Origin of the sequence: Streptomyces griseoflavus, assembly GCF_014649995.1 — a bacterium.
Lineage (GTDB): Bacteria > Actinomycetota > Actinomycetes > Streptomycetales > Streptomycetaceae > Streptomyces > Streptomyces griseoflavus.
Genome location: NZ_BMUC01000002.1, coordinates 1 through 25,318, shown reverse-complemented (window position 1 = coordinate 25,318; position 25,318 = coordinate 1). Strand labels below are relative to the sequence as shown.

The 25,318-nt window shown below is 73.7% G+C and carries 22 protein-coding genes, 1 tRNA gene and 1 riboswitch; of the genes, 12 read left to right on the top strand and 11 right to left on the bottom strand.

Annotation, left to right across the window (positions count from 1 at the left end; genetic code table 11):
- Position 1: 1 nt before the first annotated feature.
- The 4 genes from IE172_RS05900 to IE172_RS05885 all read right to left on the bottom strand — a co-directional run bounded on the left by IE172_RS05900 (position 2) and on the right by IE172_RS05885 (position 1,960).
- On the bottom strand, positions 2–736 hold the full coding sequence (locus IE172_RS05900; protein WP_190096039.1) for a DUF8175 domain-containg protein: 735 nt from the start codon (positions 734–736) through the stop codon (positions 2–4).
- Positions 737–752: 16 nt separating this feature from the next.
- On the bottom strand, positions 753–1,040 hold the full coding sequence (locus tag IE172_RS05895) for a hypothetical protein (RefSeq protein ID WP_189557038.1): 288 nt from the start codon (positions 1,038–1,040) through the stop codon (positions 753–755).
- A 69-nt stretch (positions 1,041–1,109) separates the two neighbouring features.
- Positions 1,110–1,394: a hypothetical protein gene (locus tag IE172_RS05890; RefSeq protein ID WP_229885812.1), complete on the bottom strand. Its 285-nt coding sequence runs from the start codon at positions 1,392–1,394 to the stop codon at positions 1,110–1,112.
- Positions 1,391–1,960, bottom strand: coding sequence for a hypothetical protein (locus tag IE172_RS05885; RefSeq protein WP_190096038.1), 570 nt, complete (start codon positions 1,958–1,960; stop codon positions 1,391–1,393). The genes IE172_RS05890 and IE172_RS05885 overlap by 4 nt, the downstream gene beginning before the upstream one ends.
- A gap of 371 nt (positions 1,961–2,331) precedes the next feature.
- Here IE172_RS05885 and IE172_RS05880 point away from each other — a divergent pair, with 371 nt between their 5' ends.
- The 3 genes from IE172_RS05880 to IE172_RS05870 all read left to right on the top strand — a co-directional run bounded on the left by IE172_RS05880 (position 2,332) and on the right by IE172_RS05870 (position 5,180).
- The gene (locus IE172_RS05880) at positions 2,332–3,132 is read left to right on the top strand and encodes a lytic transglycosylase domain-containing protein (RefSeq protein ID WP_190096037.1); all 801 of its coding nucleotides are present in this window, start codon (positions 2,332–2,334) and stop codon (positions 3,130–3,132) included.
- A gap of 11 nt (positions 3,133–3,143) precedes the next feature.
- Positions 3,144–4,466 carry a hypothetical protein gene (locus IE172_RS35095; RefSeq protein WP_190096036.1) on the top strand — a complete coding sequence of 441 codons (1,323 nt, stop codon included), beginning with the start codon at positions 3,144–3,146 and terminating at the stop codon, positions 4,464–4,466.
- A 168-nt stretch (positions 4,467–4,634) separates the two neighbouring features.
- Positions 4,635–5,180: a sigma-70 family RNA polymerase sigma factor gene (locus tag IE172_RS05870; protein ID WP_190096035.1), complete on the top strand. Its 546-nt coding sequence runs from the start codon at positions 4,635–4,637 to the stop codon at positions 5,178–5,180.
- A gap of 38 nt (positions 5,181–5,218) precedes the next feature.
- On the opposite strand, the gene IE172_RS05865 is transcribed toward IE172_RS05870, so the two are convergent.
- Positions 5,219–5,542, bottom strand: coding sequence for a DUF3040 domain-containing protein (locus IE172_RS05865; protein WP_190096034.1), 324 nt, complete (start codon positions 5,540–5,542; stop codon positions 5,219–5,221).
- Positions 5,543–5,982: 440 nt separating this feature from the next.
- On the opposite strand from IE172_RS05865, the gene IE172_RS05860 reads away from it, so the two are divergent.
- From IE172_RS05860 to IE172_RS05840, 5 genes are all read left to right on the top strand, one after another.
- A complete protein-coding gene (locus tag IE172_RS05860; protein WP_190096033.1) occupies positions 5,983–6,987 on the top strand; it encodes a HAMP domain-containing sensor histidine kinase in 1,005 nt (334 codons plus the stop codon).
- Positions 6,988–7,015: 28 nt separating this feature from the next.
- A complete protein-coding gene (locus IE172_RS05855; RefSeq protein ID WP_189557024.1) occupies positions 7,016–7,675 on the top strand; it encodes a response regulator in 660 nt (219 codons plus the stop codon).
- A 100-nt stretch (positions 7,676–7,775) separates the two neighbouring features.
- Complete coding sequence (locus tag IE172_RS05850; protein ID WP_190096032.1) at positions 7,776–8,909, top strand: dihydrofolate reductase family protein; 1,134 nt, start codon at positions 7,776–7,778, stop codon at positions 8,907–8,909.
- A 63-nt stretch (positions 8,910–8,972) separates the two neighbouring features.
- A tRNA-Met gene (locus IE172_RS05845) sits at positions 8,973–9,046 on the top strand.
- Between the two features lie 294 nt (positions 9,047–9,340).
- Positions 9,341–9,498: riboswitch (cyclic di-AMP (ydaO/yuaA leader) on the top strand.
- Between the two features lie 11 nt (positions 9,499–9,509).
- Positions 9,510–10,529, top strand: a complete 1,020-nt coding sequence (locus IE172_RS05840; protein ID WP_190096031.1) for a M23 family metallopeptidase — start codon at positions 9,510–9,512, stop codon at positions 10,527–10,529.
- 77 nt (positions 10,530–10,606) lie between these two features.
- On the opposite strand, the gene IE172_RS05835 is transcribed toward IE172_RS05840, so the two are convergent.
- Genes IE172_RS05835 through IE172_RS05820 form a run of 4 tightly spaced genes read right to left on the bottom strand, consistent with a single transcriptional unit; the run spans position 10,607 to position 15,632 of the window.
- Complete coding sequence (locus IE172_RS05835; protein WP_190096030.1) at positions 10,607–11,998, bottom strand: PrsW family intramembrane metalloprotease; 1,392 nt, start codon at positions 11,996–11,998, stop codon at positions 10,607–10,609.
- Between the two features lie 42 nt (positions 11,999–12,040).
- Positions 12,041–12,877 carry a tRNA (guanosine(46)-N7)-methyltransferase TrmB gene (gene trmB, locus IE172_RS05830; protein ID WP_403376254.1) on the bottom strand — a complete coding sequence of 279 codons (837 nt, stop codon included), beginning with the start codon at positions 12,875–12,877 and terminating at the stop codon, positions 12,041–12,043.
- A 45-nt stretch (positions 12,878–12,922) separates the two neighbouring features.
- Positions 12,923–14,158 carry an L-2-hydroxyglutarate dehydrogenase gene (lhgD, locus tag IE172_RS05825; protein WP_190096029.1) on the bottom strand — a complete coding sequence of 412 codons (1,236 nt, stop codon included), beginning with the start codon at positions 14,156–14,158 and terminating at the stop codon, positions 12,923–12,925.
- 49 nt (positions 14,159–14,207) lie between these two features.
- Complete coding sequence (locus IE172_RS05820) at positions 14,208–15,632, bottom strand: NsdA family TPR-like regulatory protein (RefSeq protein WP_190096028.1); 1,425 nt, start codon at positions 15,630–15,632, stop codon at positions 14,208–14,210.
- A 739-nt stretch (positions 15,633–16,371) separates the two neighbouring features.
- Here IE172_RS05820 and IE172_RS05815 point away from each other — a divergent pair.
- On the top strand, positions 16,372–18,492 hold the full coding sequence (locus tag IE172_RS05815) for an asparagine synthase-related protein (RefSeq protein WP_190096027.1): 2,121 nt from the start codon (positions 16,372–16,374) through the stop codon (positions 18,490–18,492).
- Between the two features lie 166 nt (positions 18,493–18,658).
- On the opposite strand, the gene IE172_RS05810 is transcribed toward IE172_RS05815, so the two are convergent.
- Entirely contained in the window at positions 18,659–19,411 is a 753-nt protein-coding gene (locus IE172_RS05810; protein WP_190096026.1) for a TetR/AcrR family transcriptional regulator, read from the bottom strand.
- Between the two features lie 377 nt (positions 19,412–19,788).
- Between IE172_RS05810 and IE172_RS05805 the strand changes: the two genes are divergently transcribed.
- Positions 19,789–21,168, top strand: coding sequence for an NAD(P)/FAD-dependent oxidoreductase (locus IE172_RS05805; protein ID WP_190096025.1), 1,380 nt, complete (start codon positions 19,789–19,791; stop codon positions 21,166–21,168).
- 174 nt (positions 21,169–21,342) lie between these two features.
- Positions 21,343–22,992, top strand: a complete 1,650-nt coding sequence (locus IE172_RS05800; protein ID WP_190096024.1) for an ATP-binding SpoIIE family protein phosphatase — start codon at positions 21,343–21,345, stop codon at positions 22,990–22,992.
- 25 nt (positions 22,993–23,017) lie between these two features.
- Here the strand turns inward: IE172_RS05800 and IE172_RS05795 are convergent, their stop codons facing one another.
- The gene (locus IE172_RS05795; protein WP_190096477.1) at positions 23,018–24,292 is read right to left on the bottom strand and encodes an MFS transporter; all 1,275 of its coding nucleotides are present in this window, start codon (positions 24,290–24,292) and stop codon (positions 23,018–23,020) included.
- A gap of 123 nt (positions 24,293–24,415) precedes the next feature.
- Between IE172_RS05795 and IE172_RS05790 the strand changes: the two genes are divergently transcribed.
- Positions 24,416–24,964, top strand: a complete 549-nt coding sequence (locus IE172_RS05790) for a MarR family winged helix-turn-helix transcriptional regulator (protein WP_190096023.1) — start codon at positions 24,416–24,418, stop codon at positions 24,962–24,964.
- Positions 24,965–25,318: the final 354 nt, after the last annotated feature.

Below are 25,318 nucleotides of genomic sequence, written 5' to 3'. Positions count from 1 at the left end.
GTCAGCGCCCCCACAGGACGTAGCCGCGGGGGTTCTGCACCACCGACACCGGTGTGTGCGGATCACCCCCGTCGGAGGGCCGGACCTTCCAGTCGCCGCCGCTCCAGCGCAGGTCGATGCTGGTCGTCGCGTAACCGGAACCGGTCCGCATGAGCAGGTCGACGGTCGCGTCCGAGCCCTCGTACGAGGCGACGGAGAAACCGGCGTACGTGGCGACGGCGTCGGACCGGCCGGCGGAGGAGTCCCGGACCAGGCCGCGCTGGAACTCGAAGCGGTCGCGTCCCGGCCCGGCCACGACCTGCTGGTCGAGGACCTTGCGCCAGCCGGGCTCGCTGAGCTGGGACGGGATGACGTGGGCGGCCAGCACGGCGCCGACGGGCGTGTGCGCGAAGCACCACCGTATGCCCCCGTCGGTCCGGGTGGGGCCGGCGGCCGAGGACACCGGCACACGCACCGCGCCGATCGTGCGCCACTCGACGCCCTGCGGCGGGGTGGTGGGCACCGCGTCGTCGCCGTCGTCGGTACGGCACCCCTGCGGCCGGCTGTCCCCGGTCACGTCCGGCCCCGCCAGCGGGCCGCCGGGGGCCGGCTCCCGCGGCCGGTCCTCGCCGGACGTCAGCGCGATGGTGCCGCCCAGGACGAACACGACGGCGACGAAGCCCGCCGACAGCTGCCAGCCGCGCTGGCGCCAGTAGGGGCCGGAGGGTTCGGCCCGCCGTCTGCTGCGTGTGAACATCTCGGCCGCCGCGGGGTCAGGCGAACACGAACTGGACCAGCGGGCCCGCGGTGGCCACCAGGACGCAGCCGCCGAGCACCATGCCGAGGCGGCTCATGTGCTCGGAACTCTCGCCCCGCTTCACGGAGATGGCCATCATCGCGCCGGTGATCAGCACCCCGGCCACGCCGGCGGCGGTGCCGGCCCAGGCGGCTATGCCGAGCACCGTGTTGACCTTCTCCGTCAGGTCGCCGGGTGCCTGCCGTTCCGGCTGGGGCACGCCGGCGGCCAGGAACCTGGAGGTCTCGAGGAGCAGTGAGGACATGGAGGTCTCCGAAAGGTAGGCGCCCACCGTGAGCGACGGGCGAGGAGGGTGACGGAAGGGTCCGTGCGCTCAGGGGCCCAGGAGCTCCAGGCTCCCCAGCGCCCCGACGAGCGGGCGGGCGGTCGAGGCGACCAGACAGGCGAGGGCGACGAAGAAGACACCTCGGAAGTGCGACGAACCCTCGCCCGGATCGCCGCGGTTGAGCTGGATCGCCATGTTGGTGCCGATCACGATCAGCCCGAAGACACCGCCCGCCGAGACGCACCAGGCGAGCAGGTTGATGATCGTCTGGGCGTCGCCGCCGGGAACGTAGGGGGCGGCCAGGAACCGGGCGCCGTGCGGGAAGGGGATCACGACACCGCTTCCTCGGCGTACGGTTCGCCGCCCACCAGGTCGGCGAGGGTGACGAGCTGCCGGGGAAGGGTCCTGGGCCGGCGGTCCATGCGCCACGCCGGTATCCACGGCACCCGGTGCACGTGGACGACGGAGCGCAGCACCCGGATGCGGCCCAGCAGGCCGAGCGGCAGCCGGCCGGGCGCGTCGGCGACGAGGACGACGGCCAGCAGGTCCAGGCCCCGGGGTCCGTCCTCCCCGCGCAGTTCACCGAGCGCCCGGGAGACGGACCGCAGTCCCCGCGCGCTGGTCCTGCCGACCAGCACGACCCGGTGCGGCTCCCCCCGGGAGGGGTCCGGCCAGCGCGCGCCGACGTCCACACCACCGAGGACGTCGGCCAGCGAGGTCGCTCCCGCGCCGCCGTGCGCCTTGACCCAGCCGACCGTGTCACGGGTCTTCGCCCGGCCGGCCCCGCCCCGCCGCGGCTCGCCCCAACTGGGCTCACCGGACACGGGGGCGGCACGGCGCAGGGGGGTGGTACGGCGAGGAGCGGGACGCTTCGGCCGTGCGCCGGAGCCCTCGGCCACCCGCGTGTTCCCGGCGGGGGCCGCCGGGCCCCGGCCCGTAGCGTGCTCCGTGGGTGCGGGCGTCTGACCGTCGGGCCCCGGCGCCGGTCCCCCCGCGCCCCCGTCCGTGGCCGGCCGCGTGTCCGGGCCCGTGGGCGGTGCGGACTTCGGGCCCCGTATCCACCCCTGCGGGACCGACGGCCTGGCCGAAGGAGTGCTCATGCGTACCCGCCTCCCTCTTCGCTCGTGCTCGCGCTGCTTGCGGTCATCTGATTCACGCCGGTTTTGAACCTGTTCGCCCGGCAGTCCGTTGCGTCTGCCGAGCCCGTCGGACAGCACAACGGTCCGCCCGGCGACAGCGGTTCAAGACGAGGGGAAGAAGGCGGGAGCCGATGGGTGCGGGTTCGGATCGGAGCGCGGAGGGCGGTGCCTCCACCGCCACCAGGAACACGGTCATCGCCGGGACGGGCTGCGGCTGCCTGCTGTCCCCGGTCGTGCTGGCCGGCGGCGCGATCGTCGTGATCATCATCTGCGGGTTCGGTGTCCTGCTCGCCCCGCTCATCGCGCTCATCCTGCTCTTCGGCGGTGGCGGCGGCGGTGGTGACGGCGCGTCCAACGAGGAGATCGCGCAGCAGGTCATGGACGTCTTCGAGGGCGACGGCAAGGGCGAACTGGAGGAGTCCACCGTCCCCGAGGACCTGGTGGAGCCCATCAAGGACGCCGGGGCCGTGTGCGAGGCGATCGGACCGATCGTCATCGCCGCCCAGATCGAGTACGAGTCCGGCTTCGACGCCTCGCTGGTCGGTTCCGGCGGAGAACGGGGCCTCTCGCAGCTGCCGCCCGAGGTGTTCGAGGAGTACGGCGAGGACGACGACGACAACGACGAGGTCTCGGCGCTGGACGCGGAGGACTCCGTCATGGCCCAGGGCCGCTACCTGTGCGCCCTCGCGGAGCAGGTCCAGCAGGCCCTCGACGACGGCCGCGCCGAGGGCGACGCCCTGGACCTCACGCTGGCCGCCTACCACGTGGGGATCGACACCGTCCTCGCCGCCGGGGGCCTGCCCCGGACGAACGAGGCCCAGGGCTACGTCGCCGCCGTGCGCGCCCAGTTCGCCAAGTACGCCGGTGTCGCCGCCCCGCCGGACGGCGCCACCCCCGGCGTCACCCCCGACCCCGCCGCTTCCCCCGCCTGAGGAGATGAGCCATGTCCCACTTCCGGGTACGCATCACCGACGACAGACTCGCCGAGATCGACGGGACACCCCTCGTCCCCGCGCCGGGCGAGTCCGTCCACGACGCGGTGCTGGACCGGTTGCAGCGCCACGCCCAGGAACGCGCCGCCGCGGTCCGCGCCACGGTGAACGACGGCCCCGACACCGGCCACTTCCTCCTGGAGATCTCCCCGGACGGCTCCAGCCGCCTCCTCGACGCCTCCACCCCGGAACCCCCGGCCGCCTCCGTTCCCCCGCAGTCCCCGGAACCGTCGCAGGTCCCGGGGCCCTCGCAGGTCCCGGAACCGTCGCAGACCCCTGAACTCCTGCAGATCCCGGGACCCTCACAGCCCTCCGCCCTCTCAGACGCGCCGGCTGCCCCACACCTCGCCCAACCCCCGACCCCCGCCGAGCCCCCGACCCCCGCCGAACCGCCCTCGGCCCCTGCCATGTCGCTCTCCGGTCCTGCCGAGGTGTCGGTCCCGGGCCCCGCCGTGTCGGCTTCCGGAGCCGCCGAGTCGGCCGAGGACCGCGCTGTGCCGCCCTCGGGTCCCGGCGAGTCGGTTTCCGGCTCCGCCGTGCCGCCCTCCGATCCCGCCGGCGTGCCGCCCTCCGGTCCCGCCGCACCCGCCTCCGGCCCCGCCCCCCGGCCGGCCCCCCTCACCTCCGCTCTCAGCGCGGCGGTCACCCGGGCCCGCGCCACCGCCGCGTCCCACGCCGTCCCGGCGCCGGATGTCACCATCCCGGCGCCGCAGGCACCCCTCGCCTCCATGGCGCCGGATGTCCCCACCCCGGTGCCGCAGGCACCCCCCGCCTCCATGGCGCCGGAAGTCCCCACTCCCGCACCACCGGCGGCCGCCCCCGGCGGCGGGCTCGCCGGGGACGTCGCGGAGCGGATCGGGCGGATCAACGCGGAGGCGGCGGCCGGGCGGCTCGACGAGGCGTACGCCGACGCCACCACGCTGCGCGAGAGCCTGGCCGAGACGGTCGGTGCCGATCATCCGCACGCGGTGGAGGCCCGCGCGCTGGAGGCGTACCTGGCCCACCTGTGCGGCGACCACCGCGAAGCCACGGTGCTGGCTCTCGGCGTGGCCCGCATCCGGTGCGTGAACGGGGACGAGCGGGCCCCGTCGGACGTGGCGCGGGCGGCGGCGGCCTGGCAGCACATCGAGGACGACCGGGCCGCTGCGGTGCACGGCACGGAACTGCTGCACATGTGGGACACCCTGCGCGACCTCGGCACGCTCACCGCCGGCCAGGCGGAACTCGCCGAGCGGACCCGTGAACAGGTGGAGGCGCTCCTCGCGCACGTCTGAAGCATTCGGATCACCCCTTCACCCCCCTTCCGGCCTGCGCGTCCATCGGAGCGCACACCGGACGTCAAACGAACGTGGAACGCCCCTCGGAACACTCCGTTCCGCCAAGAGCTCCGGTCCCGACGCAGGCCGCGTCGGGGCCGGTCGGCCCACGGAGCGGGAGCAACCATGAACGTGACAGTCATCGGATCGGCGAGTGCCGCCTCCCCCGAGGAACGGGCGCTGCGCGACCTCTACCTCGAACACGGGCCGGCGCTGTACGCGTACGTGCTGCGCATGCTGGGCGGGGACACCCACCGCACGGAGGACGTCGTCCAGGAGACGCTGCTGCGCTGCTGGAACAAGCAGAACCTGGCCGACGACGAGGGCATGGCGGTGCGCCCCTGGATGTTCCGCGTCGCCCGCAACCTCGTCATCGACGGGCACCGCGCCCGCAGCGCCCGCCCGCTGGAGATAGGCGGGGCCACCTGGCTGACGGAGCTGGGCGCGGAGTCGGACGACATCGAGCGCATGCTGTCGTCCATCGTGGTCAACGACGCCCTCGAGACGCTGACCCCCGCGCACCGCGACGCGCTGCGGGCGACCTTCCTGGCGGACCGCACCACCCAGCAGGCGGCCGTCGCCCTGGGCGTCCCGCAGGGGACCGTGAAGTCCCGCGTGTACTACGCCCTGCGCAGCCTGAAGGCGGCGCTGGCGGAACGCGGGGTGCGGTGAGCGGAGGCGCCGGAGCCCGCGGCGGGGCCGGCGCGCGGTCAGCGGGGCGTACGAGGCGTACGCGGTGTACGGGGCGTACGCGGAGCGCGGGACCCGCGGGGCGTGTGACGGCGTTCGGGGTCGAGGAGCTGGACGGCGATGCCGGAGAGGACCAGGCCCGCCGCGATGAGCAGTCCGTCCGGGACGATCACTCCCGCGATCAGCATCAGCACCCCGATGACCAGCGCCCACCAGGCGCCGGTGCGCCGGTACTCACGGGGGCGGGTCGGCTGCCCGGTGGACAGCGAACGGGCGAACCGGGGATCCTCGCGCTCGAGTCGGGCCGCGAGGGCGACCAGGCGATCGTCGTGGGGCCGGGGCACGGCTCCTCCTTCCCAGAAGGTGGCCGCACGCTGACAAGCCGGCGGCCGTCGTCCCGGTACCGCGGGACGGACGGAGGGTTCACGGGCCTGCTGCGAACTCGGGCCGGTACAAAGGTGTTTGCCCGTATTTCGATCTCTCGTATCGTCCGGTACCGGAGACTCCAGGCTCCCCCGGCACCCCCCGTCGGGGCCATCGGTCGCGGGCCCCATCCCCGGACCGGAGGGGCCCCATTTCCGGCGGGGGGCGGTGTGCACGCCGAGCGCCGCACGGCCGGACCCGCAGCCGGAAAATGGGGGTTGTCACGGATGGCGCGACGGCTGATCAAGGCACAGGCTGGAGGGTGACGGCCCGCGCCGCGCCCCCGGTCCGCGGGCCCGTCGCGGGCTCCCGCCGCACCGGGAGCCCGGGTGAGCGCGCCATGGCGAGGAGGCGACAACGGGTGCCTCTGTTCTGGCGGATCTTCATGCTGAACGCCGTCGTGCTCATCGTCGCCACGGCCCTGCTGCTGGGACCGGTCACCGTATCCACCCCCGTACTGCTCACCGAGGCCGCGGTCCTCACCGTGGGCCTGGCCGCCATGCTGGTCGCCAACGCGCTGCTGCTGCGCGTCGGGCTCGCGCCGCTGCAGCGGCTGACCCGCGCGATGACCACCACCGACCTGCTCCGGCCGGGACGCCGCCCCGCCGTCGGCGGGCGCGGCGAGATCGCCGAACTGATCACCACGTTCAACACCATGCTCGACCGCCTGGAGGACGAGCGCGCCACCAGCAGCGCCCGCGCCCTGTCCGCGCAGGAGGGCGAACGCCGTCGCGTCGCCCAGGAACTGCACGACGAGGTCGGCCAGTCCCTGACCGCCGTCCTGCTCCAGCTCAAGCGCGCCGCCGACCACTCCCCGCCCGAGCTGCGCGAGGAACTGCGGTCGGTGCAGGAGACCACCCGGGCCAGCCTGGAGGAGATCCGGCGCATCGCCCGCCGGCTGCGCCCGGGGGTGCTCGACGAGCTGGGCCTGGCCAGCGCCCTCAAGGCCCTCGCCACCGAGTTCGGCGGCCCCGGTCTGAGCGTGCAGCACAGCCTCGCCCCGGACCTGCCGGAGCTGGACCGGGAGACGGAGCTGGTCATCTACCGGGTCGCCCAGGAGGGTCTCACCAACACCGCCCGGCACTCCGGCGCCCGCCGCGCCGAAATCGCCCTGTACCGCACCTCCGGCGGTGTCGAGCTGAGGGTCCGTGACGACGGGCGGGGCATCGGCCGGGCCGAGGAGGGCGCCGGCCTGCGCGGGATGCGGGAGCGCGCCCTGCTCGTCGGCGCCGTGGTGAGCGTGGAGTCCCGTGCCGTCGGCGGCACCGAGGTGCGCCTGGCCGTCCCCGTCCCCGCCCGGTTCCCCGCGCACGCCCTCGTTCCGCTGCGGGGCCCGTCCTCGCCCGCACACGCTCCACCCCCGTGACCGACGCCCCCCGACCGGAAACGCTGACATGACCGAGCAGGCCCCCACCCGTATCCTCCTCGCCGACGACCACGCGCTGGTCCGCCGGGGGGTTCGCCTCATCCTGGACGGCGAACCGGATCTGACCGTCGTGGCCGAGGCCGCGGACGGCGCCGAAGCCCTCGAACAGGCCCGTGAGCACCGCCCCGACCTGGCCATCCTCGACATCGCCATGCCTCGGCTGACCGGTCTGCAGGCGGCCCGTGAGCTCTCGCGCACCCTGCCGGGGACGCGGATCCTCATCCTGACCATGTACGACAACGAACAGTTCTTCTTCGAGGCGCTCGCCGCCGGCGCCTCGGGCTACGTCCTGAAGTCCGTCGCCGACCAGGATCTCGTCGAGGCCTGCCACGCCACCATGCGCGGGGAGCCGTTCCTCTACCCCGGGGCGGTCAACGCCCTCATCCACAACTACCTCGACCTCGCCCGGGAGGGCCGGACCCTGCCGGCCAAGGCCATCACCGACCGCGAGGAGGAGATCCTCAAGCTCGTCGCCGAGGGCAACACCTCGCAGCAGATCGCCGACCTCCTGGTCATCAGCCCCAAGACGGTGGAGCGGCACCGCGCCAACCTGCTGGCCAAGCTGGGCCTGAAGGACCGCCTGGAACTCACCCGGTACGCCATCCGCGTGGGCCTCATCGAACCCTGACCGGCCGGGGCGCGGGCGTCCGGCCGCCCGGCGGCTTGTCAGACTGGGGCCGGCCGCACCACGGCCGCGCCCGCCGCCGACCCTCACCCGGAGTACGCCGATGCACCGTCCGTACGTCCTGCTGTCCGCCGCCGTCTCCCTCGACGGCTACCTGGACGACACCGGCCCCGAGCGGCTGCTGCTGTCCGGCCCCGCCGACTTCGACCGGGTCGACGAGGTGCGGGCAGGGGTGGACGCCATCCTGGTCGGCGCCGGCACGATCCGCGCGGACAACCCCCGGCTGCTGGTCAACTCGCCCGAGCGGCGCGCCGCCCGGATCCGCGAGGGCAGGCCCGCATACCCGCTCAAGGTCGCCGTCAGCGGCTCCGGCGACCTCGACCCGGCGGCGCGGTTCTGGCACACCGGCGGGGAGAAGGTCCTCTACACCACCGACCGGGGCGCCGGGCGGGCCCGCGCCCTCGGCCTCGCCGCCGACGTCGTCCCGCTCGGTCCCGAGCTGGACTGGCGGCGGCTCCTGGAGCACCTGGGCACCGTGCGCGGGGTGCGGCGGCTGATGGTGGAGGGCGGCGGCCTGATCCACACCCAGCTGATCACCCAGGGCCTCGCCGACGAGCTCCAGCTGGTCCTCGCCCCGCTGTTCGTCGGCGACCCGGACGCCCCCCGCCTCTTCGGACCCGGCTCCTACCAGGGCGGCCGGCTGCGACTGGTGGAGACCCGCCCGGTCGGCGACGTCGTCCTGATGCGCTACGAGCCCACCGCGCCCGGCACCGGCACGGTGGCCTCCGCCGCCGACCACCACTGGCTGGCCCTCGCCTGCGCACTGGCCGCCGAGTGCCCGCCCTCCGGCACCGCGTTCAGCGTGGGCGCGGTGGTGGTGGCCGCCGACGGCACGGAACTGGCGCGCGGGCACTCCCGGGAGGGCGGGGATCCGGTGGTGCACGCGGAGGAGGCCGCGCTCGCCAGGACCGACCCCGCCGACCCCCGGCTCGCCGGCGCCACCGTGTACTCCAGCCTGGAGCCGTGCGCCCGGCGCGCGTCCCGGCCGGTGCCGTGCGCCCGGCTGATCCTGGACGCGGGGGTGCGCCGGGTGGTCACGGCCTGGCGGGAGCCGGACACGTTCGTGGCGGGGGCCGACGGCAGCGGCGTGCTGCGGGACGGGGGCGCCACCGTCGTCGTCCTGCCGGAGTACGAGGAGCGCGCCAAGGCGCCGAACCGCCATCTGACCGGGGGCTGACGCCGGGCCGTCCGTAACGGGTGTGCGGCATGTCCCGCCGATGGCGTACAGTGGTCTCAACGACGCGGGGTGGAGCAGCTCGGTAGCTCGCTGGGCTCATAACCCAGAGGTCGCAGGTTCAAATCCTGTCCCCGCTACTGAAGGCCGAGGGCCGGAATCCGATAAGGGTTCCGGCCCTCGGTGTTTCCGTCCCCACCCCGCCCCTCACTCAGCGTGAGCGGTCCGTCCCGCAACGCATAACAAATGACGAACCGTCAGATACGGAAACGCATCTGAAGCGCGGTCAACTCGCCCGTTTTTGCCCGCTCGTGGCGGGTAAGTCCACCCCGGATTCGTTAATGATCAAGAGGAACGGCTTGGAATCCGGCCCTCGCGTCTATTAACGTTCGATAACGCAGCGCGGTCGTCCCAGCCGTCACAGAAGGCGGCTCCGTGCGCACGCGCCGAATCCCGCAAGGGAACCGGGGAACCACCAACTTGGGGTGAATCGCGCAGACGCGGTCGTGGAGACACGGCTCGTATACGCGCGTAGGAGACCTTCCTGCTCCGAACCCGTCAGCTAACCCGGTAGGCGAGAAGGAAGGAAAGGAGCGCGCCCACGTGGCGTCCAACCCGCCTGCCCCCGAGGCCCCGTTCAAGCCGAGCGACACCTTCGCCTACGGCGGAGACCGCACCGACGAGGGCCCCTTCGAGGAGTGGAACCCCACCGCGGAGTCCATTCGCCCCGTTCGAGGCCGGCACCGCGTCGCCAAGCAGCGCGGGGGAGGACTCGCCCGCAGCTCCACCGTCCTCGGTGTCGGTGTCATAGCCGCGGTCGGCGCCGGTGGCATGGCCACCGCCCAGACCGGCAAGCCGCCCGTGTCGATCTCCATGCCCGACCTCCCCAACGTGGGTTCCCTCATCTCCGACGAGGAAACGCCCGAGGGGTCGGCCACTCCGCTCAGCACCCTCGGCATGACCGAGGCCGACGCCGAACAGGGCGCCGCCGGCGCGGGTGAGGCGCTGCGCTCCCGGATCATGGCGCAGGTCGAGCAGCAGCAGAGCCAGGCCGAGACCAAGGCAGCCGCCGAAGCCCTCGCCGCCGCCGAGAAGCAGGCCGCCGAGGCAGCCGCCAAGGCGGAGAAGGAGGCCAAGGCCAAGGCCGAGGCCGCCAAGAAGAAGGCGGAGGAGGAAGCCGCCAAGGCCGCCGAGGCCAAGCGCCTCGCCGAGCTGGCCAAGCAGTACACGCTGCCGACCTCCTCGTACACGATCTCCTCGACGTTCGGCCAGTCCGGCGCCTACTGGTCCTCCGGCCAGCACACCGGCCTCGACTTCGCCGCCCCCACCGGCACCCTGATCAAGGCCGTCCACACCGGCACGATCACCTCCGCCGGCTGGGACGGCTCCTACGGCTACAAGACCGTGCTCACGCTCGACGACGGCACCGAGATCTGGTACGCCCACCAGTCCTCCATCAGCGTCAGCGTCGGCCAGAAGGTCAACACCGGCGACGTGATCGGCCGCGTCGGCTCCACCGGCAACTCCACCGGCGCCCACCTCCACCTGGAGGTCCACTCCGGCGGCTCCTCCTCGGGCATCGACCCCATGGCGTGGCTGCAGAGCAAGGGCCTCAACCCCTGAGCCGCGGCACCACCTGAGTCCCCCGCCCGCGAACACCGGCAGTCCCGACGACGACCCCCCGACGTCAGGGCTGCCGGTCAGGTGTTCCGGCCGTAGGGCGGGTTCCCGGGCGAGGGGTGCGCGTACCGCGGATTCCCGTACGGAGGACTCCCGTACGGGAAGGGCCCGTACGGGTGAGACCCGTGCGGCCTGGGCCCGTACGGCGGATGCCCGTACGCCCCCGGCCACGGCGCGACGGGGTACGCGACGGGCGGTGCGGTGAGCCGCGCCGCGTGGTCCAGCGCCGGGCGCGCCGCCTGCCGCCGGTGCCACAGCTGCAGCAGCAGCTCCCGTTCCCGGCCCACGAAGTCCGACCCGGCCCTCCCCGTCCGGCCCCGGTGCCGCAGGAACGCCAGCGACGTCGCGTACGCCTCGTACTGGGCGACCGAGCGCGCCGCCGGTTTCCCGCCGTGCCGGCGCGCGTACCTGCGGGCCAGGCGGCGCGCCCGCATCGAGCCGAGGGCGAACGGCTCGGCCGGGGCGAGCCAGCCGGCCACCACGTACGCGGGCAGCTCCGTGCGCACCGTCCGCAGCTCACGCTGGCGCGTCCACACCACCAGCCAGGTCAGCAGACCGAACGCCGGCACCATGAACGCCGCGTACACGGCGAAGAACCCGAAGTGGCCGAGCGTGGCGGAACCGTTCCACAGGGCGTGCATGCCCATCGCGAGGAGCAGCCCGCACAGCGGCAGCAGGACCCGCCGCAGCCGCTGCCGGTCCGTGGACAGCGCGGCGATGCCGAAACCGATCCCGGTGAGCACGGTGAACAGGGGGTGGGCGAACGGGGACATCACGATGCGGACGAAGAAGGTCGCCGCGGTGACCGAGGCCACGCCGCTGCCACCGGTGAGCTGGTCGGTGCCGAAGGCCGTGCCCAGGTAGAGGATGTTCTCGGTGAACGCGAACCCGGTGGCGGTGACCCCGGCGATCACCACACCGTCGAGGATCCCGGTGAAGTCGCGTCTGCGGAAGAGGAAGACCAGCAGGACGGCCGCCGCCTTCGCGGACTCCTCCACGACCGGCGCTATGACCGTCGCCCCCAGGGTGTCCGCGCCGACCGGGTCGGCCGTCGCCGTCGCTATCCACCGCGTGGCGAAGCTGTTCGCGACGATCGCGATCAGCGCCGCCGCGCACGCCCCCCAGGCGAAGGCGAACACCAGGTTCCGCCACGGTCCCGGCTCGACCCGGTCCAGCCAGCGGAACGCGGCCAGGAGCAGCGGCACCGGGAGCACGGCGAGCCCGAGCCCCACCAGGAACCCCTCGGTCCCCGTCTGCTCGCGGACCAGGGCGAGGATCACCAGACCGGACAGCGTCAGCAGGGTCGTCAGCGCGGCGTAGCGCACCCAGGGCCGCTGCCACCAGTGCGCGTGCCGCCGTGGCCCGCCGGGGACGTCGCCGGGGTGCGCCGGGTACGGAGGGCTGGTGGCCACGGGATCGACCCTAACGGGGGAGGGGCAGGACGGCGTGCGGTCTCAGACTGGGTGCCCGGCCCGCTCCCCGTGCGGTACGCGGCGGAAGAGCAGGTCGTTCACCACATGACCCTTCTCCAGCCCCTGCCCCTCGAAACGGGTGCGCGGCCGGAACGCGGGACGCGGCGCGAAACCGCCGTCGGCCCGCGTGTTCTCGAAGGCCGGGTGCGCGGTGAGCACCTCCAGCATCTGCTCCGCGTACGGCTCCCAGTCGGTGGCGCAGTGCACGACCGCCCCCGGCCGCAGCCGGGCCGCGGCGAGGGTGAGGAACTCCTCCTGGATCAGCCGCCGCTTGTGGTGCCGCTTCTTCGGCCACGGGTCGGGGAAGTAGACGCGCAGCCCGTCCAGGGAGTCCGGGGCGAGCATCTCGCGCAGCAGGATGATCGCGTCCCCGTTGCCCACCCGCACGTTGCTCAGCCCCCGCTGGTCGGCGAGACCCAGCAGATGGCCCTGGCCGGGGGTGTGGACGTCGACCGCGAGGAGGTTGGTGCCGGGGTCGGCGGCGGCCATCGCCGCGGTGGCCTCGCCCATGCCGAAGCCGATCTCCAGCACGACCGGGTTGTCGTTGCCGAAGAACGCGGCGAGATCCAGGCGCCGGCTGCCGTCGATGTCGAACCCCCACGCGGGCCACAGCCGCTGCAGCGCGTCCGCCTGCCCGGCGGTGACACGGCTGCGGCGCGGCTGGAAGCTGCGGATCCGCCGTTCGAAGTGCGACCCGGCGGGGTCGGCCTTCGGTCCGTCCGGGAACCGCGGCTCGCCCTTGGCCCGGGTACGGCGGATCGACTCACCGGGCGTGGATGCCGGGTGGGCTGTTTCGGGGGTGCTCACGGAGTCAGACACAGTGCTCCCGATTTTACGGGGGCCCGGCCGGCGGTCGGCGTGCCCTCATCCTCCCGCCGCCGTGAGCTGCGCCATCGCCCGTCGCGCGATCTCCCGCCCGATCGGCAGGGACGCCGTCGCCGCGGGGGAGGGAGCGTTCAGCACGTGCACCGCGCGGGGGGTCTCCTGGATCAGGAAGTCGTCGGCCGGCGTGCCGTCCCGCAGCACCGCCTGTGCTCTCACCCCGGCCGGTGCCGGCACCAGGTCGTCCTCCCGCACGGCGGGCAGCAGCCGGCGCACCGCCCGGGTGAAGGCCGCCTTGGACAGGGAGCGGTGGAGTTCGCCGGTGCCGTACCGCCAGTGGCGGCGGGCCAGCTGCCAGGAGCCGGGCCAGGCCAGGGTCGCCCCCAGCTCGCGCGGGCGCACCGTGCGCCAGTCGTAGCCCTCGCGGGCCAGGGCGAGCACCGCGTTCGGGCCGACGTGGACGCCCCCGTCGATGCCGCGCGTGAGGTGGACGCCGAGGAAGGGGAACGCCGGGTCGGGCACCGGATAGACCAGGCCGCGCACCAGCTCCGGGCGGGCCAGCTCGTAGTACTCGCCGCGGAACGGCACGATCCGCACGTCCGGCTCGTCCCCGGTGGCGCGCGCGATCTCGTCGCAGTGCAGCCCCGCGCAGTTCACCAGCACCCGGCCGCGCACGACGTCCCCGCCGGCCGTCAGGACGGCCACCCCCCGGCCGGGACGGCGGTCGACGCGGACGACCCGCGTCCCGTAGCGGATCTCCGCGCCGGACGCCTCGGCGAGCCTGCGGGCGGCCGCCGCGAAGTCGCAGATGCCGGTCGTGCCGACGTGGATGGCCGCCAGACCCTCCACCTCCGGCTCGAACTCCCCGATCTGGCCGCCGCACAGCTCACGGACCGCGATGCCGTTCTCCCGGCCGCGCTGGACCAGGGCGTGCAGGCGCGGGAGCTCCTCACGGTCCGTGGCGACGATCAGCTTGCCGGTCACCGCGTGCGCGATGTCGTACTCGGCGCAGAACTTGACCATCTCCGCCGCGCCCCGCACCGCGTACCGCGCCTTCAGCGAGCCGGGGCGGTAGTAGACACCACTGTGGATGACCCCGCTGTTGCGGCCCGTCTGGTGCCGGGCGGGGCCGGGCTCCTTCTCCAGCACCGTCACCCGGGTGCCCGGAGCCGCGCGGCTGATCGCGTACGCCGTCGACAGGCCGACGATCCCGCCGCCCACCACCAGCACGTCACAGTCGTACGACCGTGCCACCACCACCTGCACCACCTCCGGCATCGATAGTGCACCGCCCCACTGACAACGGCCGCGCGCCCCGCGGTGCGGGTCAGGCCGTGGTCATCAGCAGCGGCCGGGCGCGCTCCCGCAGCTCCACCACGCGCGGCTCGTCGCCGTAGGGCTCCAGACGGTGCAGGAGGTCCCTGACGTACTCGGTGGTGCGCGCGGACGAGATGCGGCCCGCCACCTCCACCGCGCGCACGCCCTGCTCGCAGGCCGCGTCCAGGTTCCCCGACTCCAGTTCGGCGACCGCGGAGACGACCAGGCGCAGTCCGTGCGAGCGCACGAACTCCTCCGTCGGCCGCGACAGGGCCTGCTCGGTGAAGCGGCGGACCTGACGGGGCGCCTTCAGGTCGCGGTAGCACTCCGCGGCGTCGGCGGCGAACCGGTCGTAGGAGTAGAAGCCGAGCCAGACGGGGTCGCTGTCACCGGGACGGGAGCGCTCCAGCCAGCTCTCCGCCGACTTCAGCGCGGCACCGGCCGCCTGGGCGTCCCCGGCGCGGGCGTGCGCGCGCGCCTCCACCAGCCGGAAGAAGCTCAGGGTGCGGGCGGTGGCCAGGCCCCGGTTGCGTTCCAGGGCGGCCTGGGCGAGGTCCACGCCCTCGTCGCCGAAGCCGCGGTAGGTCGCCTGGAGGGACATCGAGGCGAGGACGTAACCGCCGAGCGGGACGTCGGCCGCCGCGCGGGCCAGGCGCAGCGCCTGGATGTAGTAGCGCTGGGCCGCCTCCTGCTGGCCGGTGTCGAAGGCCATCCAGCCGGCCAGCCGGGTCAGCTCCGCCGCCGCGCCGAACAGCGAACGGCCCACGTCGTCGGAGTAGGAGCCGAGCAGCAGCGGGGCCGCCTCGACCCGCAGGCACTCGGGCACCATGGACGAACGCCAGTCGCCGCCGCCGTACTTGGAGTCCCAGCGCCGGGCGTCGTCGGCGGCCTCCCGCAGCTTGCGCACATCGCTGTGGCCGACTTTGAGCGGTGCGCCGGAGCCGTCGGCGGGGTTCACCTCCCGCGCCACCGAACTGTCGGCCGGGGTTATCAGCCAGCGCGAGGCGGGCGTCGCGTAGGCGCTCACCGCGAACGAACCGGCGAGCGACTGCCAGATGCCGCCGGAGCCGGCCCGGCGTCCCGCGAGGTCCAGCCGGTACAGCTCGGTCGCGGAGCGCACCGCCTGGCCCACGTCGCGCGGGAAGGCGAGGCCCACCTCGGGGGCGGGGTCCGCGTCCGCCAGGCCGATCTCGTGCAGCGGCACGGGACGGCCCAGCTTCTGGCCGATGGCCGCGGCGATCAGATGGGGTGCCGCGCCCTGCGGCACCATTCCCTTCGACACCCAGCGCGCCACCGACGTCTTGTCGTAGCGAAGCGTCAGCCCTCGCTGGGCGCCGAGGTCGTTGACGCGCCGCGCGAGGCCCGCGTTGGAGATTCCCGCGAGGGCGAGAACGGCGCCGAGCTTCTCGTTCGGCCCGCGTTGCTCCCTGGACATGCGCCACCCCTCGACACAGACGGCTGCCGCGCTGGCATAACCGTGCGGCATTCGTAAACCCAGCGTAGTTCGCCGCATCCCAAGCGTTAAGGGGCATTCTTCCGGATGGCGGGATTGTGGTCCGCACTGAAGTGCGGGTCCGATACGCGCAGTTGCGTCGTGCTCCCGTTGTGTGGCCGTGCGCCCGTGCGTGCGCTCTTCTCCGGCCACCACGGGAGCGGTTCCATGGGCGATGCGTGGGTCGGCCCGCTGTACTGGATCCAGTGGGCTGGGGGACACCGCCGCCTACATCCCCGCGGGCGGTGGAACGGTCCGGGAGGCGTGCACCGTCTCCCGGACTGCGCGACCGTCCAGCGGTGCGCAAAGCCTGCACGGAGCGTGTTCGAGGTGGTTCTCACCGCTCCAATTCGGCTGAAAATCGACCCCGCTCTTTCGGGTGTATCCGCGCTTCTACCCAGGTAATTGACGGCGCGTTGGGGGTTACGGGGGCGCGCCGTGGGGGCGCATTCGCGTCGCGGCGGCGTGGTCCGCAGGGTGCCGGCGACGGGGTGACGGGGTGGCACCCCGGGTGTGACGAGCGGGCGTTCGGATCGGGGTGTGTTCCGGCTAGGTGGATCCGCCGGGGCGCATTCGACGGAGCACAGACGGCTCCGGCACCGGTACCGGGCGCCTCCTTCATGGCAGCATGGGGAACCGGTCAGTGCGATGCACTGGTTGTCCACAGCCTGTGGAGGCGGCGATGCGGTGGTTGGTGGGGTGGAGCAGCACCGCCGCCGGAGCCATGGGGTTCGGCCCCACCGGCTCCGTCGGCGCCACCGGGCTGGACGGCGAGACCGTGCAGCCCGTGGGATCCCAGCCGCTGTGGGGCGACCCCGACCCGCTCTGGGCGGTCGGCGACTGGCGCCCCGACGAGGTCCGGGTGGTCGAGGCCGACCCGCAGACCCGCATCGCCGTCCTCGGCACCTGCGGCGCCACCGACGAGCAGCTGCGCGTCGCCCTGTTCGCCGCGCGCGGCGGCGCGCTGCGCCACCTGACCGCCTGGGCCGGCAGCTACACGGCCGTAGTGCAGGTGGGACGCCGGGTCACCGTGTGCGGCGACCTCGCCGGAGCCCGGCCCGTGTTCCACACCCCCTGGGCGGGAGGCACGGCGTACGCCACCGCCGCGCTGCCGCTCGCCGACCTCGTCGAGGCCAACCTCGACTTCGGTCACCTCGCCGCGCTGCTCGCCGCCCCCGACGTACCGGCCGCCCTCCACGACTCCACGCCGTACGACGGCGTGAAACGCGTTCCGCCGGGGCACGCGCTGATCCTCCGCGCGGGCGCCCGGGAGATCGCCGGGTACGAACCCGTCGCCTCGCTCGTCGTCGCCGCCCCGCCGGTCGACCCCGGCCACGCGGTGGACGGCGTGCGCGACGCCCTGGTGGAAGCCGTACGCACCCGGCTGGCGGCACCCCGGCACGTCCCCGGCGCCGACATGGACCCCGGACCCGTGCCGGGCATGGGACCCGCCGAGCGGCGGGCCGCCCGGGGGACACCGGTGCCGGGCATCGGGGCGGACCTGTCCGGCGGACCGGCGTCCGGGGCGCTGGCACTGCTGGCGGCGGGACTGCCGGGGCGGCCGGGGACCGTGCTGGGTCACGGGACGGGGGCGGGGGAGCGGCTGCTGGCCGTCACCTTCAACGATCTGGCCGGTGGATCCGCCGGGGGGCGCGACGAGGGCGAACTGGAGCGTGCGGGGGCGCTGGCGGCCAATCCCCGGCTGCACCACGTGGTCGTGGCCGGTGGCGAATCGACGCTTCCCTACGTCGAACTGGACGGGCCGCTGACGGACGAACCGGGTCCCTCGCTGGTGTCCGCCGCCCGGCACCGGGCGCGGCTGGCCGCCGGGAGCGCGGACCACTTCACCGGGTACGGGGCCAAGCAGGTGCTCGACGCGCATCCGGCGCGGCTGGCCGACCTGCTGATGGACCGCAAACGGCGGCACCTCGTGCGGCCGGTCGCGGCGCTGGCGAAGGCGGACGGGTCCGTGATGGTGCCGGCGCGGGTGTACGCGGCGGCCCGGCGTCTGGCGCGAACGCCGTACCGGACGGGTCTCGAGAACCTCGCCGAGCGGCTGCTGCACCGGCGGCTGGACGACGACGGGCCGGGGGCCGCGGACGCCTCGCTGGCGGCGCTGACCTGGGGGAGGCCCGGGCCGGCCGCGCGCTGGCTGACCGGGGAGGCACTCGCTGAAGTATCGGTTCGCCTCCAGGCGTCGACGCGGCGGTCCGACATCGGGCCGGGGCAGCGGCCCGGTGACTTCAGGGCCCGGGCGGCGCTGGCGCGGCACGCCGCGGACCTGCGGGTGCTCGAGCAGGCGGCCGAGATCCGCTCGCAGCGGCTGCACGCGCCGTTCCTCGACAACCAGGTGGTGCGCGCGTGCCGGGCCCTGCCGGAGGCGCTGCGGGTACAGCCGGGGGCCCGGGCCTCCATCCTGCGGTCGGTGCTGGAGGGGGCGGGGGTGCGGGAGCTGCCGGCGGGGTGGGGAGCACCGGGCACGGCCACCCCGGCGGCCGCCGCGCGGTCGGGGCTGCGGGTGGCATCGGGCACGCTGATGTCGCTGTTCGACACGCCGCTGCTGGCGGAGGCGGGGCTGGTGGAGGCGCGGGTGGTGCGCAAGGCGCTGCGGGGCGCGGCGGAGGGGGAACCGCTGCCGCTGGACGGTCTGGCGGACCTGGTCGCCCTGGAGGTGTGGCTGCGCCGGCTGCTGGCCCGCCGGGGCACCTGCTGGACCGGCACCCCGGCCCGCCAGCGAGCGGTCCCGGGCGGCATCGCCCCCCAGCGAGGGGCCCTGGGAGCCAGCCCGACCCCCACCCGCTGACCTTGCCGGCCGTCTGCGGGGCGGTGGGGGAGGGTGGACGCGACGGCACCCCGTAGGCGCCGGGCAACTGCGGCCCGCAGCTGACCCGGCGCCGGCCGACCTCGGCACGTCGCAAGCACCAGCCGGTGCAACCGGCCCCGAGCGCCGCCGGGGTGCGCGCCCCCGCTTACAACGGACGCGAGCGCAGCCCCTCCAGCAGGATGTCCAGCAACCGCGCCGACGCCGCCGCCTGCTGCGCCGCGTCCGGCAGGGACGGCGCCGCCGTGGCGATCACCAGCAGCACGTCCGACACGGACACGTCCGGCCGCAGTTCCCCCGCCGCCCGCGCCCGCTCCACCAGCTGCCCCACCACATCGAGCAGCTGCCCGGCCCCCGCGTCGTCCGCCACGCCGGCCGACTGCTCCGGCACGAGCCGCAGCTCCCCGGCACCAGCCGTCTGCGTCCGCTGCTGCGGCAGCCGCCGCGCGTGGTCCGCCGGACCGTGCTCCTCCGCCACACCCACCCGCAGCACCTGCGGCGGCAGCAGCCGGCCCGCGCCGGAGGCGACCGAGGTGCGCAGGAAGCGGGAGAGCGCCGACCACGGCTCGTCCTCCTGGCCCAGTGCCGCTCGCGCCTGCTCCGTCAGCCGGGACGTCTCCTCCTCGGCTATCCGCCGCACCAGGACGTCCTTGCTCGGGAAGCGCCGGTACACCGTGCCCACACCGACCCGCGCCCTGCGGGCCACATCCTCCATCGGCGCGCCGTACCCCAGCTCGCCGAACACCTCACGCGCGGCCCGCAGCACGTGCTCCAGATTGCGCTGTGCGTCCACGCGCAGCGGCGCCGTGCGCACGCCGTCGCCGCGCGGGCCGCCCGCGGGAGCGCTCAGCGCGCCACCCGTCGCGACGGCGGAAGACCAATGAGAGCCCTGAACATGCATATGTATTCCCCCGGTAATGACGTCTCCCCCCGGAGACTTCTCCCAGCCATTCGATGGCCGGCGGTGTGGAAGAGGCCCGGCCCGTCGGTACCGCCCGTCGCGGACCCGTCGGCACAGCCCCCTACACCCCGTCGACACACGAACATAGTTGAGAGGGGGTCAATTCAGAAGGGGCAGGTTCCGCACGGAGCGCCCCTCGATCGGACCACGGGTCGTATACGTCCTGAATATGCCCCCCTGCGATAGCGGGCATACGACGGATGACCTGCGGGGATGACGCCGAAGGCGGTGAATCGGCCAACCCCGGGGCGCGCGGCCTCCCGGTCACACAATTCGTCGAGGCTGTGGACAAACGCAAGCGGCGGGTGCGTCATGGGATGGTGAAGGAACGTGCGCGCATTCTCGTTGTCGGCGGCGGCTACGTCGGGATGTACACGGCCCTGCGTCTCCAGCGGAAGCTGAAACGGGAACTCGGGCGGGGCGAGGCCGAGATCACCGTGGTCACCCCGGACCCCTACATGACGTACCAGCCCTTCCTCCCCGAAGCGGCCGCCGGCGCCATCTCCCCTCGTCATGTCGTCGTACCGCTGCGCCGTGTCCTGGACCGGTGCCGCATCGTCATCGGCGAGGCCACCGCCATCGACCACGGGAAACGCACCGCCACCGTGAGCACCCTCGCCACCGAGGAGGAGGGCACGGGCGGCCGGCGGATCGCCTACGACGAACTGGTGCTCGCCCCCGGTTCCGTGGCGCGCACGCTGCCGATCCCCGGCCTCGCCGACCACGCCATCGGCTTCAAGACCGTCGAGGAGGCGATCGGCCTGCGCAACCACGTCCTCGAACAGATGGACATCGCCTCGTCGACCCGTGACCCGGCGATCCGCGACGCGGCCCTGACCTTCGTCTTCGTCGGCGGCGGCTACGCGGGCGTCGAGGCGCTCGGCGAGCTGGAGGACATGGCCCGCTACGCCGCCCGGTACTACCACAACGTCCGGCCCGAGGACATGAAGTGGATCCTCGTCGAGGCCTCCGGGCGGATCCTGCCCGAGGTCGGCGAGGAGATGGGCCGGTACACGGTCACCGAACTGCGCCGCCGCAACATCGACGTACGCCTGGAGACGCGGCTCGAGTCCTGCGCCGACCGTGTCGCCGTACTGAGCGACGGATCGCGCTTCCCCACCCGTACGGTCGTGTGGACCGCCGGGGTCAAGCCGCACCCCGTGCTCGCCGCCACCGACCTGCCGCTGAACGGGCGCGGGCGGCTGAGGTGCACCGCCCAACTGGCCGTCGACGGTGCCGCGCACGCCTGGGCCGCGGGGGACGCCGCCGCCGTTCCCGATGTCACCGCCCGGGAGCCGGGGCGGGAATGCGCCCCCAACGCGCAGCACGCCCTCCGCCAGGCACGGGTCCTCGGGGACAACGTCGTCCACTCCCTGCGGGGGGAACCCCTGGAGACGTACGCGTACAAGTACGCCGGTTCCGTCGCCTCCCTGGGGCTGCACAAGGGAGTCGCGCAGGTGTACGGGCGCAGGCTCAAGGGCTTCCCCGCCTGGTTCATGCACCGGACCTACCACCTCAGCCGGGTCCCGACCTTCAACCGGAAGGCGCGGGTGGCCGCCGAGTGGACCCTCGCGGGGCTCTTCAAACGGGAGATCGTCTCCCTCGGGTCGTTGGAGCACCCCCGTGCGGAGTTCGAACTGGCGGCCGGTGGAAAGCCTCCTCTGGACCCCCCGCACGACACGAAGGGGTCGTCCTGACCGGAGTCAGGAACTCCTGCGGCCGGCCCGGCGTCTGACGGATGTCGGCCCGGTCGGCACCCTGCCAGACTGGTCCACCACCGCGGGCGGGTCCCCGCCCACCCCGGTGCGGCCCTCCGGGGTCCCGGCCGGTCCCGGTTTCCGGCCGCCGACAACTACACGAGGCAAGGATTCGTGAACTTCACGCGCTGGAGCGCCCGGCTCCCCGGAACGCAGCGCCGCGCGGCAGCGCGGACCGAGCAGGCGGTCTCCCCGGACCGGCGGGGGGAGGGCTCCGTGCCCGCGGCCCGCGGCGGACACCTCTCCGACGACACGGAGCCCGTGCCCGCCGTCGACGAGCTCGGAGTGCGCGAGGTTCTGGACCGCGTCCCCTCCCTCGTCGCCCTCGTCCGCGGCCCCGACCACCGCATCGCCTACGTCAACGACGCCTACACGGCGGCCTTCGGCGCCCGCCCGGTGGGCGCCCCCGCGCGAGGAGCGCTCCCCGAACTCGATGCGCTCGGCCTGCTGCCCCTCCTCGGCCAGGTCCTGCGCAGCGGCAAGCCCCGGACGCTGAAGTCCCGCAAGGCCCCCGACGGCCGCTCCTACACCTTCACCTGCACCCCCGTCAGCGAGGGCGAGGGCCGCGGGGTGCTGATCTTCGCCACGGACGTCACCGACCACGCCGAGGCCGCCGAGCGCCTGCGCGCCAGCGAGCGCCGGCAGCGCGAGACCGCCGTCACCCTCCAGCGCTCCCTCCTCCCGCAGGAGCTCGAGGAGCCCGACGACCTGCGCATCGCCGCCACCTACCACCCCGGCGGCACCGAGGCCGCCGTCGGCGGCGACTGGTACGACGTGATCACCCTGGGCGGCGGCCGCACCGCCCTGGTCATCGGCGACGTGATGGGCAGAGGGGTGCGGGCCGCCGCCGTGATGGGCCAGCTGCGCACCGCCGTGCGGGCCTACGCACGGCTCGACCTCCCGCCGCACGAGGTCCTCCAGCTCCTCGACGGCCTCGCCATGGAGATCGACGCCAACCAGATCGCCACCTGCACCTACGCCATCCACGACCCCAACGAGGGCCGCCTGGTGTACGCCTCCGCCGGCCACCTGCCCATCCTGGTCCGCGACGAGAACGGCATGGTGCAGCGCGCCGACGAACCGACCGGGCCGCCGCTCGGCACCGGCGGCTGGATGCACTCCTCCGGCTCGGTCCCCCTCGGCCCCGGTTCCACCGCCGTCCTCTACACGGACGGCCTGGTCGAACGGCGGAACCAGGATCTGGACGAGGGCATCGCCGCCCTGGAGGGCGCCCTGGCCGGAGCCACCGGCAGCCCTCAGGTCGTCTGCGACCGCCTGGTCCGCTCGGCCGGGGTGACCCCGGACCACGACGACGATGTCGCCGTCCTGGTCCTCCAGCACCCGGCACGCAAGGGAGCGGAGAGCGAACTCTTCCGCAACGCCGCGCTGGAACTGCTCGGCGGCGTCGAGGCGGCCCCCCGCGCGCGTGCCTTCGCGTCCGGCGTGCTGACCAGCTGGCGCTTCCCCGTCGAACTGCACGACCTGGGCGTCCTGGCGACCAGCGAACTGGTCGCCAACTCCCTCCAGCACGGCACACCGCCGATGCGGCTGCGCCTGCGACGCACCGACCGCCGCCTGATCATCGAGGTCACCGACGGCGACGACCACCTGCCCAGACGCCGCCGCGCGGAGCCCGGCGACGAATCCGGCCGGGGCATCGCCATCGTCGCGACGATCGCCTCCGGCTGGGGCAGCCGGCGCACCCCGGGCGGCGGCAAGGCGGTCTGGTGCGAGTTCCTCCTGCCGAAGACCGGCGGCGCCTAGCCGGCGGCCCGGGAGCCGACGGGGATCAGGCGTGCGCCGGGGCCTGTCCGGCTGCCGCGCCGCTCTGCGCCACGACCCGGCTCCGCGCCGCGGACGGATGGTTCTGCACCTCGGTGAGCTGCCGCCCCAGCCGCACCGCCAGCACGGTGATGCCGAGCGAGAACAGCAGGAACACCACGATGTACGGCGCGTGCAGCGAGGCCCCCATCGGCCCGCCCACCGCCGGACCCACGGCCAGCGCGAGCTGCTTCACCAGGGCGAACGCCGAGTTGTACTGGCCGGCCATCCCGGTCGGCGCGAGATCGGCGACCAGCGGCGCGAGCGTCGGCGACAGCAGCGCCTCGCCGAGTCCGAACAGCGCGTACGTCGAGATGAACGCGGCGGTCGCCATCGCCTGACTGCCGTCGCCCAGACCGGCGTAACCGGCCACGGCCCAGGCCACGGCCCAGATGAGCCCCACGGACGCGATCACGCGCGAGCGCTTGCGCCGCTCCACGAACCGCAGCACCGCGAACTGCGCGATCACGATCACCAGCGTGTTCGCCGCCAGCGCCGTTCCCAGCGCGGAGGTGGAGATCCCGGCCGCCTCGACGCCGTACGCGCTCAGTCCCGACTCGAACTGGCCGTAGCAGGCGAAGAACAGCACGAAGCCCAGGACGCACAGCTGCACCATGGCCCGGTTGCCCAGGAGCTGCTTCCAGCTCGCTCCGGCCGACTGCTGCGGCGCGTCCGTCAGCCGCGGCGCGCGCGGCATCCGCACCGTCGCCATCACCACGACCAGCAGCAGGAACATCGCCGCCTCGATGGAGAACAGGAGGGTGAACGAGCCGGCCTCGGTCGGGTCCACCAGGTGGCCGCCGATGAGTCCGCCGACGCCGAGCCCGAGATTCTGCAGGAAGAACTGCGTGGCGAAGGCACGGGACCGGGTCTCCGTGGTGGAGCAGTCCACGATCATCGTCGCGAGCGCCGGCTGCATCACCGCCTGCCCGGCACCGAGCGCGGACGCCGACAGCAGCACCGTCGCGGCGCTGTTCGACAGCCCCAGGCTCAGGGCGCCGATCGCGGCCGTGACCAGCGCGGCGAGCAGGACCGGCAGCGGACCCCGCCGGACGATGGCCCGCCCGGCGAACGGCAGCACGATCAGCGCGGCCACGGCGAAGACGGCGAGTACCAGACCCGCCGTCATGGCCCCCAGACCTCGCACCTGCGCCACATAGACGTACAGGTACGGAACCGTGAAGCCCAGCCCGAACGCACTGAGCGCGTTGCCCACGTGGATCCGGCGCATCGCCGCGCCCATCGCCCTGGTCACGTTCACCTCACTCACTAGTTAGATCCAAAGACTTAGAAGCTAAAGTTCGAAGCTAAAGAGTACATAGTGAAGGACTTCAAGGCAAAGAGCGGGCGTGCCATACTGCGGAGCATGGGCGACACCTCCGGCCTCGGCGAGCCGACACTCGAAGAGCAGATCGCCGCGTACCAGCGCGAGTTCCAGGACCTCGACCCCCAGGTCGAGAAGATCGTCAACGCGCTGTCCCGGCTGAACCGGCGGATGAACGTGGCCTACGGCCGGCAGACCGCCGAGCTCGGCATCACCAACGCCGACTGGGAGGTCCTGAAGGCCCTGGTGCTGTCCGGCGCCCCGTACCGCATGGGCCCCAGCGACCTCGCCAAGCGTCTCGGCCTCACTCCGGCCGCCATGACCCACCGGATCGACCGCATGGTCGCCGAAGGGCTGGTCACCCGGGAGCGGGACGAGACCAACCGGGTGCGCGTCATCGTGGAGCTCACCCCGGCCGGCCGGGAGAAGTGGCAGGAGGTCATGCGTATGGCCACCGTCTTCGAGACGGACCTCCTCCAGGATCTCGACCAGGACGAGCGGGCGGCGCTCGGTGAGGTCCTCACCCGCCTCCTGCGCAGGGTGGAGGACGCCCAGCCGGACGCCGGCGGACGTCTCACCGACCTCGACTGAAAGATCTTGGCCAAGGGTGGTTGACAGTCACCTTGCCGATCCGTAGAGTTCTTCGGGTTGCCACAGAGCCGTCACGGTTCTCCGGCAACACCTTCCGCCGCACCTGCGGCACTCACAACCCCAGCACGACCTCCCAGCGGGAACGATTTCGGCATGCCTGAATTCGAATTCCCGCCCCCGATTTGGGAAACACGGAGGAAGCCGCTAAGGTTTGAGACGTCGGAACGGCCCAACGGCCGGGAAGACAAGCCCCGCTGACTGGGGGTCAGGTCGAGAAAAAGATCTGATAGAGTCGGAAACGCAAGACCGAAGGGAAGCGCCCGGAGGAAAGCCCGAGAGGGTGAGTACAAAGGA

Coding starts and splice junctions, on each gene's coding strand:
- IE172_RS05900 (WP_190096039.1), bottom strand. CDS start 736: ATGTTCACACGCAGCAGACGGCGGGCCGAACCCTCCGGCCCCTACTGG.
- IE172_RS05895 (WP_189557038.1), bottom strand. CDS start 1,040: ATGTCCTCACTGCTCCTCGAGACCTCCAGGTTCCTGGCCGCCGGCGTG.
- IE172_RS05880 (WP_190096037.1), top strand. CDS start 2,332: ATGGGTGCGGGTTCGGATCGGAGCGCGGAGGGCGGTGCCTCCACCGCC.
- IE172_RS35095 (WP_190096036.1), top strand. CDS start 3,144: ATGTCCCACTTCCGGGTACGCATCACCGACGACAGACTCGCCGAGATC.
- IE172_RS05870 (WP_190096035.1), top strand. CDS start 4,635: ATGAACGTGACAGTCATCGGATCGGCGAGTGCCGCCTCCCCCGAGGAA.
- IE172_RS05855 (WP_189557024.1), top strand. CDS start 7,016: ATGACCGAGCAGGCCCCCACCCGTATCCTCCTCGCCGACGACCACGCG.
- IE172_RS05850 (WP_190096032.1), top strand. CDS start 7,776: ATGCACCGTCCGTACGTCCTGCTGTCCGCCGCCGTCTCCCTCGACGGC.
- lhgD (WP_190096029.1), bottom strand. CDS start 14,158: ATGCCGGAGGTGGTGCAGGTGGTGGTGGCACGGTCGTACGACTGTGAC.
- IE172_RS05820 (WP_190096028.1), bottom strand. CDS start 15,632: ATGTCCAGGGAGCAACGCGGGCCGAACGAGAAGCTCGGCGCCGTTCTC.
- IE172_RS05815 (WP_190096027.1), top strand. CDS start 16,372: ATGCGGTGGTTGGTGGGGTGGAGCAGCACCGCCGCCGGAGCCATGGGG.
- IE172_RS05810 (WP_190096026.1), bottom strand. CDS start 19,411: ATGCATGTTCAGGGCTCTCATTGGTCTTCCGCCGTCGCGACGGGTGGC.
- IE172_RS05805 (WP_190096025.1), top strand. CDS start 19,789: ATGGTGAAGGAACGTGCGCGCATTCTCGTTGTCGGCGGCGGCTACGTC.
- IE172_RS05795 (WP_190096477.1), bottom strand. CDS start 24,292: ATGGGCGCGGCGATGCGCCGGATCCACGTGGGCAACGCGCTCAGTGCG.
- IE172_RS05790 (WP_190096023.1), top strand. CDS start 24,416: ATGGGCGACACCTCCGGCCTCGGCGAGCCGACACTCGAAGAGCAGATC.